This window comes from Rhizobacter sp. P1_G5, assembly GCF_056405435.1.
Genome location: NZ_JBFUCB010000167.1, coordinates 1 through 10,407 on the forward strand (window position 1 = coordinate 1; position 10,407 = coordinate 10,407).

General features: G+C 69.9%; 11 protein-coding genes. 2 read left to right on the plus strand and 9 right to left on the minus strand.

From position 1 onward, the window contains the following. The 6 genes from AC1D12_RS13800 to AC1D12_RS13825 form a co-directional block, all read right to left on the minus strand. Positions 1–565 (minus strand): ATP-binding cassette domain-containing protein (locus AC1D12_RS13800; RefSeq protein ID WP_477840986.1); only part of this gene is annotated, 565 nt, incomplete at its 3' end. A gap of 14 nt (positions 566–579) precedes the next feature. After that, positions 580–1,698 (minus strand): succinylglutamate desuccinylase/aspartoacylase family protein, encoded by a 1,119-nt coding sequence (locus tag AC1D12_RS13805; RefSeq protein ID WP_477840989.1) that lies wholly within the window; start codon positions 1,696–1,698, stop codon positions 580–582. Positions 1,699–1,716: 18 nt separating this feature from the next. Further along, positions 1,717–2,406 carry an ABC transporter permease gene (locus AC1D12_RS13810; RefSeq protein ID WP_477840990.1) on the minus strand — a complete coding sequence of 230 codons (690 nt, stop codon included), beginning with the start codon at positions 2,404–2,406 and terminating at the stop codon, positions 1,717–1,719. Positions 2,407–2,416: 10 nt separating this feature from the next. After that, positions 2,417–3,106, minus strand: a complete 690-nt coding sequence (locus AC1D12_RS13815; RefSeq protein ID WP_477841004.1) for an ABC transporter permease — start codon at positions 3,104–3,106, stop codon at positions 2,417–2,419. Next, on the minus strand, positions 3,106–3,870 hold the full coding sequence (locus tag AC1D12_RS13820; protein WP_477840992.1) for an ABC transporter substrate-binding protein: 765 nt from the start codon (positions 3,868–3,870) through the stop codon (positions 3,106–3,108). The genes AC1D12_RS13815 and AC1D12_RS13820 overlap by 1 nt, the downstream gene beginning before the upstream one ends. 63 nt (positions 3,871–3,933) lie before the next feature. Beyond that, positions 3,934–4,284: a hypothetical protein gene (locus AC1D12_RS13825; protein ID WP_477840993.1), complete on the minus strand. Its 351-nt coding sequence runs from the start codon at positions 4,282–4,284 to the stop codon at positions 3,934–3,936. Between the two features lie 195 nt (positions 4,285–4,479). On the opposite strand from AC1D12_RS13825, the gene AC1D12_RS13830 reads away from it, so the two are divergent. Continuing rightward, positions 4,480–5,295: an IclR family transcriptional regulator gene (locus tag AC1D12_RS13830; RefSeq protein ID WP_477840995.1), complete on the plus strand. Its 816-nt coding sequence runs from the start codon at positions 4,480–4,482 to the stop codon at positions 5,293–5,295. Between the two features lie 81 nt (positions 5,296–5,376). Here AC1D12_RS13830 and AC1D12_RS13835 read toward each other — a convergent pair whose 3' ends face one another. After that, a complete protein-coding gene (locus AC1D12_RS13835; protein WP_477840997.1) occupies positions 5,377–6,954 on the minus strand; it encodes an ABC transporter substrate-binding protein in 1,578 nt (525 codons plus the stop codon). A 72-nt stretch (positions 6,955–7,026) separates the two neighbouring features. Here AC1D12_RS13835 and AC1D12_RS13840 point away from each other — a divergent pair, with 72 nt between their 5' ends. After that, positions 7,027–8,694 carry a Na/Pi cotransporter family protein gene (locus AC1D12_RS13840; protein WP_477840999.1) on the plus strand — a complete coding sequence of 556 codons (1,668 nt, stop codon included), beginning with the start codon at positions 7,027–7,029 and terminating at the stop codon, positions 8,692–8,694. A gap of 9 nt (positions 8,695–8,703) precedes the next feature. On the opposite strand, the gene AC1D12_RS13845 is transcribed toward AC1D12_RS13840, so the two are convergent. Then, positions 8,704–9,492 (minus strand): NUDIX hydrolase, encoded by a 789-nt coding sequence (locus AC1D12_RS13845; RefSeq protein ID WP_477841000.1) that lies wholly within the window; start codon positions 9,490–9,492, stop codon positions 8,704–8,706. A gap of 31 nt (positions 9,493–9,523) precedes the next feature. Further along, on the minus strand, positions 9,524–10,407 hold an 884-nt coding region (locus AC1D12_RS13850), incomplete at its 5' end, for a response regulator (RefSeq protein WP_477841002.1).

Consider the following 10,407-nt stretch of genomic DNA (forward strand, 5'->3'; position numbering starts at 1 on the left):
GCACCTCGCCGACGAGTTCCGGGTCGAGCGCCGAGGTCGGCTCGTCGAACAGCATCACCTGCGGCTCCATCGCGAGCGCCCGCGCGATCGCGACGCGCTGCTGCTCGCCGCCCGACAGCTGCGACGGATAGAGGCCCTTGCGGTGCAGCACGCCGACGCGCGCGAGCAGCGCCTCGGCGCGCTCCACGGCCTGCGCCTTCGGCACGCCCAGCACGTGGACCGGGGCCTCGATCACGTTCTCGAGCGCCGTCATGTGCGCCCACAGGTTGAAGTGCTGGAACACCATCGCGAGCTTGCTGCGCAGCCGTTGCAGCTGCTTCGCGTCGGCGGCCTGCAGGCGGCCGTCGCGGCCCGGCTTCAGCGCGATCGCCTCGCCCGACAGCGTGATGCGCCCCGCATCGGGCTGCTCCAGCAGGTTGATGCAGCGCAGCAGCGTRCTCTTGCCCGAGCCGGAGGAGCCGATGATGCTGATCACGTCGCCCTGGCTGGCGCTGAGCGAGACGCCCTTCAGCACCTCGACGGCGCCGAACTTCTTGTGCAGGCCCTCGACCTGGAGCTGCATCATCCGCGGGTCCGTCATCAATCGCTCGACAGCTTGCCGCTGCGGATCGGCGTGGTGCCCGCCACCTTGAACAAGGGCCTTCCCGCGATGGCATAGCGCACGCGGTCGCGCGCGAAGAACAGGCCCTCGGTGCGGGTGTGCAGCGGATGCACCTCGCCGCTGATCGGGTCGATCACGTCGGCGATCAGGTCGCCGGCCTGCACCACGTCGCCGGGCTCGCGGTGGTAGGCGACCACGCCGCTCACCGGCGCGGACACCACCTCGGTGCCCGACAGGGGCGTGGCGGGGAACAGCAGCGGCGGCAGCGTGGGTGCCGGGCCCTCGACCAGGCCGCGCAGTGTCAGGAAATCGAGCAGCGCCGCCGCATCGGCCGCAGCCTGCGGATGCGTCACGCTGGTCTCGCCGCGCAGCTCCACCGTGACCGACAGGCAGCCGAGCGGCACCGGGCGCTGCTCGCCGAAATGCGCCGCGAGCTGCCACCAGGTCTGCGAGCACGCCTCGTCGAACGGGTTGTCACCCGACTCCAGCGCCAGCAGCGAGGCCTGCGCGCCCAGGCAGCGTGCGAGCGGCTCGACCTCGGGCCACAGCGGTGTGCCGGTGTAGAGGTGGGCCACCGATTCGCTGTCGCAGTGCAGGTCGAGCACTACCTCGGCATCGCAGGCCAGCGCCATCAGCGTCTTGCGCTGGCTCATCAGCTCATGGGTCTCGGGCAGCACCTGCACCACCTCGCGCAGCGCCTCGCGCACCCTTTGCGCATTGGCGACAGGGTCGTCGCCCAGCAGCACCTCGATGCGCGAGYGCACCGGCTCGAACAGTGCCGGGTAGTGCCGGTTGAAGTTCTCGCCGCTGCCGAGCTCGAAGCGGCCGATCGGCATGCGCATCAGTTGCTGGTCGAGCCCGATCGGATTCGCCACCGGCACGACGATGACCTCGGCGCGCAGGCGGCCCTCGCTCTCGAGCTGCGCCAGCCGCAGCCGCAGGTGGTGCGCGACCAGCATGCCGGGCAGCTCGTCGGCATGCAGCGAGGCCTGCACGTAGACCTTGCGTCCGCTGTCCTGCGGGCCGTAGTGGAAGCTGACGATCTCGCGCCGGGTCAGCAGCGAGGCGCCCTTCAGCGGGTGGTGTCGGGTTTGCATCGGAGAGTGGGATGAACGTCAGGAGCGGGGTCGGAGGTGGCGTGCCCAGCGCGCCTCGGCACGGCGGAACAGCGCCACCAGTGCGAACGTGATCGCCAGGTAGAACAGCGCCGCGGTGATGAAGGCCGGGAACGGCAGGAAGAAGCGCGAGTTGACGTCGCGCGCGACGCCGGTCAGGTCGAGCAGCGTGACGATGCTCGCGAGCGAGGTGGCGTGCAGCATCAGCACCACCTCGTTGCCGTAGCCCGGCAGCGCCCGCCGCAGCGCCGACGGCAGCAGGATGCGCCGCACCATCAGCAGCCAGGGCATGCCGACACTGCGCGCCGCCTCGATCTCGCCCGCCGGCGTCGTGCGGATCGCCCCGGCGATGATCTCGGTGGTGTACGCGCAGGTGTTGATCGCGAACGCGGCCACCGCGCAGAACCAGGCGCTCGACAGCAGCGGCCACAGCAGGCTCGCGCGCACCGCCTCGAACTGCGCGAGGCCGTAGTACAGCAGGAACAGCTGCACCAGCAGCGGCGTGCCGCGGATCACGAAGGTGAAGCACCACACCGGCATCCACCAGCGGCGCCGGCTCGAGGCGCGCAGCACGCCGAGCGGGATCGCGCCCAGCAGGCCGAGCGCCAGCGACATCGCCAGCAGCCGCAGCGTCGTCCACGCGCCGGACAGGTACAGCGGCAGGTTGTCGACGATGGCGTCGAAGCTCAAGGCGCTGCCTTCACAACGAGACGGCCGGCACGCCCGGCGACCAGCGCTTTTCCAGTGCGCGCAGCGCGAGCACCGAGGCCGTCGTGATCAGCAGGTAGCCGCCGGCCGCGGCCAGGTAGAAGGTGAACGGCTCGCGCGTCGCGCCGGCGGCCTGCCCGGCCTTCTGCATCATGTCGGTCAGCCCGATCACCGAGACCAGCGCGGTCGACTTCACCAGCACCAGCCAGTTGTTCGCGAAGCCGGGCAACGCGAGCCGCAGCATCTGCGGCAGCACGATGCGCCGGAACACCAGCAGCGGCGTCATGCCGAAGGCCAGCCCCGCCTCGGCCTGCCCGTGCGGGATCGCGAGGATCGCACCGCGGAAGGTCTCGGTCAGGTAGGCGCCGAAGATGAAACCGAGCGTCGCGACGCCGGCCACGAACGGGTCGATGTCGACGTACTCGTCGATGCCCAGGTGCGGTGCGATCTCGTTCACCGCGAGCTGGCCGCCGTAGAAGACCAGCAGCATCAGCACCAGGTCGGGCACGCCGCGGATCAGCGTCGTGTAGACGGTCGCGCCGCGCCGCCAGAACGCCGAACCCGACAGCTTCGCCGCGGCACCCGCCAGGCCCAGCAGCACCGCGACGGCCAGCGACGCGACGGCCACGCCCAGCGTCAGCCGCAGGCCCTCCAGCAGGCTCGGCAGGTAGCCGTGCAGCATCACTGGCCGAAGATGTCGTAGTTGAAGTACTTCGCCGCGAGCTTCTGGTAGGTGCCGTTCGCGCGGATCGCCTTGATCGCGGCGTTCAGGCGGTCGCGCAGTTCGGTGTCGCCCTGGCGCAGCGCGATGCCGGCACCGGCGCCGAAATACTCCGGATCCCGGTAGTCCGGCCCGACGAAACCGAAGCCCTTGCCGGCCGGCGTCTTCAGGAAGCCGATGTCACCGGCGATGCCGTCGACCATCGTCGCGTCGATGCGGCCGGCCGCGAGATCGAGGTAGACCTCGTCCTGGCTCGCGTAGCGCACGATGGTCGCCTCGGTGAACTTGGCGGTGACGTAGCGGTCGTTGATGGTGGTGCGCTGCACGCCGATGCGCGTGCCCTTGAAGCGCGCCGGCGAGCCGTCGATCGGCGAGCCGGTCCTGGCGATCAGCTTGTTCGCGCTGTTGTAGTACTTGTCGGTGAACGCGACCACCTTCAGGCGCTCGGGCGTGATCGCCATCGACGCGACCACCAGGTCGAACTTGCGCGACTGCAGCGACGGGACCAGGCCGTCGAACTCCTGCTGCACCAGCGTGCAGCGGGACTTCATCTCGGTGCACAGCGCGTTCGCGATGTCGATGTCGAAGCCCTGCAGCTTGCCGTCGGGGCCGACGGTGCTGAACGGCGGGTAGGCGCCTTCGACGCCGACGCGCAGCTTCGACAGGTCGGCTGCCTGCGCGCCAAGCATGGCGAGCAGCAGCATCACGGGGAGGAATCGTTTCATCGGGGGCTCCGGCAGGGGGTTCGGGACCGCATTGCAAGTCCCGAACCATACCGCGCCCCGGCATCACTGCGGGTAGGGGGTGCGACCGATCAGCTTCATCCGTTCCTCGAAGCTCGGCGCCGTGGCCAGCAGCTCGTGGCCCGGCGCCGCGGCGGCCGCCACCTCACCGGCCTCGGGTGTGCGGCCGATCAGCGCCATGCGCTCCAGGTAGTCCTGCTGCCGCTCGGCGGCGTTCTCCGCCGAGGTCTCGGGCGGCAGCGGCACGGCCTGTTCGCCGGGCTCGGGGGTGCGGCCGATCAGGTGCATGCGTTCGACGTAGGCGGCATCCGGCGTGGTGCTGCCGGATGCCACGGCGGCAAAGGCAGCGCCCTGCGTGGCGAGCGCAGCGACGGCAAGGATCATCAGGGGCTTCATGAGACATCCTTTCGCAGGAAGTGGAGGTGTGCGGGTTGGGTCGCCTGCCTGCCACCGCCGTTCCCTGCCTCACCCCGGCTTTACCCGGTGAAACCCTGATGCCACACCGCGCGATGCGCATGACATCTGCCGTCGCAATCGATCTCATCAATACGACCTACAGGATCGCGCAAAACCCGGCGCTAGACTGCGCCGATGACCTCGCCCGACGACGACACCTCCCCTGCCCCAGCGTCCGACAAACCCCGCCCCGGCGACACCTACGTGCAGTCGTTCGCACGCGGCCTGAGCGTCATCCGGTCCTTCAGCGCGAAGGCGCCGCAGCAGACGCTGAGCGAGGTCGCGCAGCGCACCGGCCTGACCCGCGCCGGCGCGCGCCGCATCCTGCTGACGCTGGAAGGCCTGGGCTATGTGGAGAGCCAGGGCCGGCAGTTCCGGCTGACGCCGAAGATCCTCGACCTCGGCTTCGCCTACCTGTCGTCGCTGCCGCTGTGGAACCTGGCCGAGCCGGTGATGGAGGCGCTGGTCGAGCAGGTGAAGGAATCGAGCTCGGCGGCGGTGCTGGAGGGTGGCGACATCGTCTACGTGCTGCGCGTGCCGACGCACAAGATCATGAGCATCAACCTGGGCATCGGCAGCCGGCTGCCGGCCTACTGCACGTCGATGGGCCGCACGCTGCTGGCCGGGCTGGCGCCGGACGAGCTCGACCAGCGCATCGACGCGATGACGCTCACCGCCCGCACGCCGCACACCGAGACCGACCCGCAGCGCCTGAAGGGCCTGATCGCCCAGGTGCGGCGCCAGGGCTGGAGCCTCGTCAGCCAGGAGCTGGAGGAAGGGCTGGTGTCGATGTCGGCGCCGATCCGCGACCGCTCCGGCCGCGCGATCGCCGCGCTGAACATCAGCGGGCAGGTGAACCGCACGCCGCCGGGGCACATGCTGGAGGTGTTCCTGCCGAAGCTGCTGGAGGCGGCGGACACGATCTCGCGGTTGCTGCAAATGAAGACATAGGGGCTGGGGCATGGGTCGCGCAAAGGCGCGGGCGGGGGGTGTGGGGCTCGCCGCACCCGCCTTCCGCGCCAACAACCCGAACTACATCCGCACCCAGCGCAAAGCCAGCACGTCGTCCGGCCACTGCACCGCCTTCACCTTCTTCTGCATCGCCCAGCTCAGCGTGCGCCGGTACAGCGGCACGTACGGCAGGTCCTCGGCAATCAGCCGCAGCGCAACGCCGACCATCGCGCGCCGGCGCATCAGGTCGGGCTCGACGCGGATGCCGTCGATCAGCGTGTCCAGCGCCGGGTTGCTGTAGCGGCCGACGTTGAAGGTGCCCGCCCCGCCCTTGCCGTAGCTGTGGAACAACGCGTTCAGCGTCGCCCAGGCATCGGTGGTCGGCGTCCAGCCGAACTCGACGAAAGTGCCGGTGGCCTGGCTCAGCTTCGGGAAGAACTGGTTGGTCGCCGACGAGCGCAGCGTCGTGCGGATGCCCACCTGCGCCAGCATCGCGGTGGCCGCCTGGCAGACGTTCTCGCGCCAGGCGATGTTCACGCAGTCGAGCGTCACCGCAAAGCCATCCGGGTAGCCGGCCTGCGCGAGCAGCTTCTTCGCAGCCGCCGGGTCATAGGGCAGCCGCTTGTCGAGCTCGGCCAGCGAGCCGTCGACCATCGGCGACAGGAAGGCCCCGGTCGGCGTGCCCTGCCCGCGCAGCACCTTGCTGACGATCAGGTCGACGTTGACCGCCTGGTAGACCGCCTGGCGCACCCGCCGATCCTTGAACGGGTTGCGGCCCTTCACGTCGGCATCGAGCAGCTGCTCGCGCGACTGGTCGAACGCGAGGTACTGCTGGCCCAGGTCGGCGACCTGCAGCACCGTCAGGCCCGGGTCGGCCTTCAGGCGCGCCACGTCCTGGAACGGCGGGTCCAGCACCAGGTCGACCTCGCCGGAGCTCAGCGCCGCGAGCCGCGTCGCCTCCTGGCGGATCGGCAGGAACGTCACCTCGTCGAGGTTGCCGTTGCGCTTGTCGCCGCGGCCCCACCATTGCGCGTTCGCCTTCAGCACCACGCGCACGTCCGGCTCGTAGCGGTCGAGCCGGAACGGCCCGGTGCCATTGGCATTGCGCACCGCGAAGGTCTCCTGCTTGCCGYTGAAGTCCTGCGCCCGCTCGACGCCATGCTTGCTGGCCCAGGCCTTGCTCATGATGCCGATGAACGGCAGCTTCTCGGGAAACACCGCGTCGGGCGAACTCAACACGACATCCACCGTCAGCGCGTCGACCTTGCGAACCTCGGCCACGCTGCCGAGCTGGAAGGCGCGTTGCGACGGCGGCTGGCGTGCCCGGTCGATCGAGAAGATCACGTCGTCGGCACTCATCGGCGCGCCGTCGTGGAACACCACGCCGGGCCGCAGCCGGAAGCGCCAGGTCCTGTCGTTCAGCGCCTGCCATGACAGCGCGAGCGCCGGCTCGAGCCGGAACTGCTCGTCGCGCCCGACCAGCGACTCGTACACCTGCGTGATGACCCGCGAGTGGTACAGCAGCGCGAGCCCATGCGGGTCCATCGTCTGCGGGTCGAAGCCGCTGGCCACCCGCAGGCTGGCCGCCGACGCCGCGGCAGCGCAGACCATCCACAGACCGGCGATCGCCGCGCGCCACCGCCACATGTTCCGTCCCATGAGCCTTCCCCCGCAGTTGGATGCCTGGATGATCGCAAAGACTGGCCCGAATCTGGGTTACAACGGCAGAACATGCAACACCTGCTGAACCTGCTCGCCGCCATCTCTCTGCTCGTCTGGGGCACGCACATCGTGCGGGTCGGCATGCTGCGGGTGTTCGGCGAGAACCTGCGGGCCGTGATCTCGCGCAGCGTGCGCAACCGCCTGGGCGCGCTGCTGGCCGGCATCGGCGTCACCGCGCTGGTGCAGTCGAGCACCGCCACCAGCCTGATCGTCACCTCGTTCGTCGGCAAGGGCCTGATGGACACCGGCGCCGCGCTGGCCGTGATGCTGGGCGCCGACATCGGCACCGCGCTGATGTCGGTGCTGCTGTCGTTCGACCTGTCGTGGATCTCGCCGCTGCTGATCTTCGCCGGCGTGGTGATGTTCCTGTCGCAGGAAGACCGCAGCATCGGCCGGGTCGGCCGCGTCGTGATCGGGCTCGGGCTGATCACGCTCGCGCTGCAGCTGATCGTCGCCGCCACCGAGCCGCTGACGCGCTCGCCCGCGGTGCGCGCGATGCTGGTCAGCCTGCCCAACGACGTGATGCTCGAGATCACCATCGGCGCGCTGCTGGCCGTCGTCTCGTACTCCAGCCTCGCCACCGTGCTGCTGGTCGCGATGCTCGCCAACGCCGGGCTGCTGCCGACGCCGGTGGCGCTCGGGCTGGTGCTGGGCGCCAACCTCGGCACCGGCGCGCTGCCGCTGCTGGCCACCGCGCGCGGCTCGGTGCTGGCACGGCGCATGCCGTTCGGCAACTTCCTGTTCAAGCTGGCCGGCTGCCTCGCGATGGTGCCGCTGCTGCCGCAGGCCCACATCCTGCTGCAGGACTACGTGCCGACCGTGCTGCAGCAGGTGGTGGTCTTCCACCTCGCGTTCAACGTCGCGCGCTCGGTGCTCTTCATCCCGTTCACGCCGCTGGTCGGGCGCCTGCTCGACCGCTACCTGCCGCAGCCGCGCGCGCTCGGCACCGACCGGCCGCGCCACCTCGACCCGCTGGCGCTGAGCTCGCCGTCGGTGGCGATCGCCTGCGCAGCGCGCGAGGCGCTGCACCAGGCCGACGTGGTSGARACSATGCTGCGCGGCATCCTGCCGGTGATCCGCTACAACGACCTGGCGCTCGCCGAGCAGCTGCGCAAGATGGACGACGTGGTCGACGAGCTGTACTCGGCGATCAAGTTCTACCTGACCCAGATCTCGCGGGCGGCGCTGTCCGAGCGCGAGAGCCGGCGCTGGACCGACATCGTCTCGTTCACGATCAACATGGAGCAGATCGGCGACATCATCGAGCGCGTGCTGCAGGACATCGAGGACAAGAAGGTGCGCAAGAACCGCAGCTTCTCCGACGCCGGCATGGCCGAGATCGTGCACCTGCACGAGCGGCTGATGGCCAACCTGCGGCTGGGCATGAGCGTCTTCCTCGACGGCCACGTGCGCGACGCGAAGCGGCTGCTCGAAGAGAAGGCGCGCTTCCGCGACCTGGAGCACGAGTACGCCGCCAGCCACATCGCGCGGCTGCAGGAGAACACGGCGCAGAGCATCGAGACCAGCTCGCTGCACATCGACCTGATCAGCGACCTGAAGCGCATCAACTCGCACATCTGCTCGATCGCCTACCCGATCCTCGAATCAGCCGGCGCGCTGTCGCAGACGCGCATCCGGCATTCGCAGCTGTCGGCGCTATCCTCTGACGAATCCTAGAAGCCGCGCCTAGAAGTATTGGTGCCGGCGCAGCCAGTGCGCGTGCACCAGGGCCGCCTCCAGCGTGAAGACGCCGGCCTTCACGCTCTCCAGCAGCTGCTCGGCCGGCACGCAGTCGAAACCCTCGACCTCGCCGTCCTGGTTGTCGGGATCCAGGTCCGGCAGCAGTTCGCCCTCGAACATCTCGATGCGCTCGACCATGTAGCCGTGCACGTCGACCGGGCGGCGCACCAGCTGGTGGCCGAGCGCGCGCACGTTGCGCATCGTCGCCACCTCCAGCCCGGCTTCCTCCCAGGTCTCGCGGTGCAGGGCGGAGGCAACGGTCTCGCTCGCCGACAGCATCCCGCCCGACAGCGTGTCCCACTGGCCGGGGTCGGTCGCCTTGTCGAAAGCGCGCTGCTGCACCCAGACGCGGCCGTCGCCGGTGTGGCCCACCAGGTGCACCGCGACGGTGGCAATGCCCAGCGGGCGCACCGCGGCGCGCTCGATCAGCGCCTGCCGCTCGCCGTGTTCGTTCGCCACCACCAGCAGCTCGTTGCGCCAGGCACCGCCCAGCTGATGCTCGTGCAGCCAGTGGGCGATCACTGCCAGCGCCGCGTCGGGCGGGCCTTCGACCTGCCAGCCGCCGGCGCGCGGGCGCATCGGCAGGTCGGCTTCGGCCATGTGGCGGGCAAGCAGCGGCTCGATCGAGCCGATCACCGCATCGGTGGCCTGCAGCCACAGCCGCTCGCGCAGCAGCAGCGGGGGCTGGTCGGCCAGGGTGTTCAGGTGGTGCAGCCAGTCGGGAATGTCATCCATCGTGGCCGCGATGGTATCGGCTCCCGGCGCCTCAGGCCGAGAACAGCCGCCAGCGCGCGGTGATCGCCTTCAGGCCCTGCAGGATGCCGCTGGCCAAGGGCGTGTCGAGCCCGGGCAGGCGCATCGTGCGGTGCAGTGCGACGTGGCGTGCGTCGTTCAGGCAGCGATGGTGCTCCTTCATCGCCGCCGTCACCGCCAGGCTCAGCGCCGCCGGCCGGATCGGCTTGCTGGCAAAGCGGAAGATGCGGGCCTGGTTGATCAGGCGCACCACCTCGTCCGCATCGGTGTGGTGCGTCAGCATCACGGTGATCAGTGCCGGGAAGTGGGTCTTCAGCGTATGCAGCAGCTGGCCGGTGTCGGTGCCGCCGACGCGCGATTCGCACACCATCACGCCGATGTCGTGGCGCGCCAGCAATTGCAGTGCGCAGGCCACGCTATCGGCGCAGTGCACCGCGAACTGGGTGCCCAGCGCCTCGCGGATCAGCGCGCAATCGGCTTCGTTGTCGTCGAGCAGCAGCACGCCCGCAGTGGGTCGCGACGCGGCGCGCGCCGCCGAGCCCGGCGGGGTGACGATCGGGGCCGGCCGCGATTGCATCTGGCCGACCTCGGCCGCCTCGGCGAGGGTCACGCGGAACGCGTCCTGGTCCCAGGGCTTGGCGACGTAGCGGAAGATCTGGCCCTCGTTGACCGAGCCGAGGATGGCCGACTGGTCGGCATAGCCGGTCAACAGCACGCGCACCGTGCCCGGCCACGCCTGGCCCACCTTGGCGAGCAGCTGCACGCCCGTCATGCCGGGCATGCGCTGGTCGCTGACGATCACGTCGATGCGCTCACGATGCAGGATCTCCAGCGCCTGCGCACCGCTCGATGCCGTGAAGACCTCGTAGGTGCTGCGTAACATCACCCGCAGCAGGT

Bases quoted from the DNA above. Each gene is read 5' to 3' on its own strand.
- AC1D12_RS13815 (WP_477841004.1), bottom strand. From the start codon at position 3,106: ATGCTGCACGGCTACCTGCCGAGCCTGCTGGAGGGCCTGCGGCTGACG.
- AC1D12_RS13820 (WP_477840992.1), bottom strand. From the start codon at position 3,870: ATGAAACGATTCCTCCCCGTGATGCTGCTGCTCGCCATGCTTGGCGCG.
- AC1D12_RS13825 (WP_477840993.1), bottom strand. From the start codon at position 4,284: ATGAAGCCCCTGATGATCCTTGCCGTCGCTGCGCTCGCCACGCAGGGC.
- AC1D12_RS13830 (WP_477840995.1), top strand. From the start codon at position 4,480: ATGACCTCGCCCGACGACGACACCTCCCCTGCCCCAGCGTCCGACAAA.
- AC1D12_RS13845 (WP_477841000.1), bottom strand. From the start codon at position 9,492: ATGGATGACATTCCCGACTGGCTGCACCACCTGAACACCCTGGCCGAC.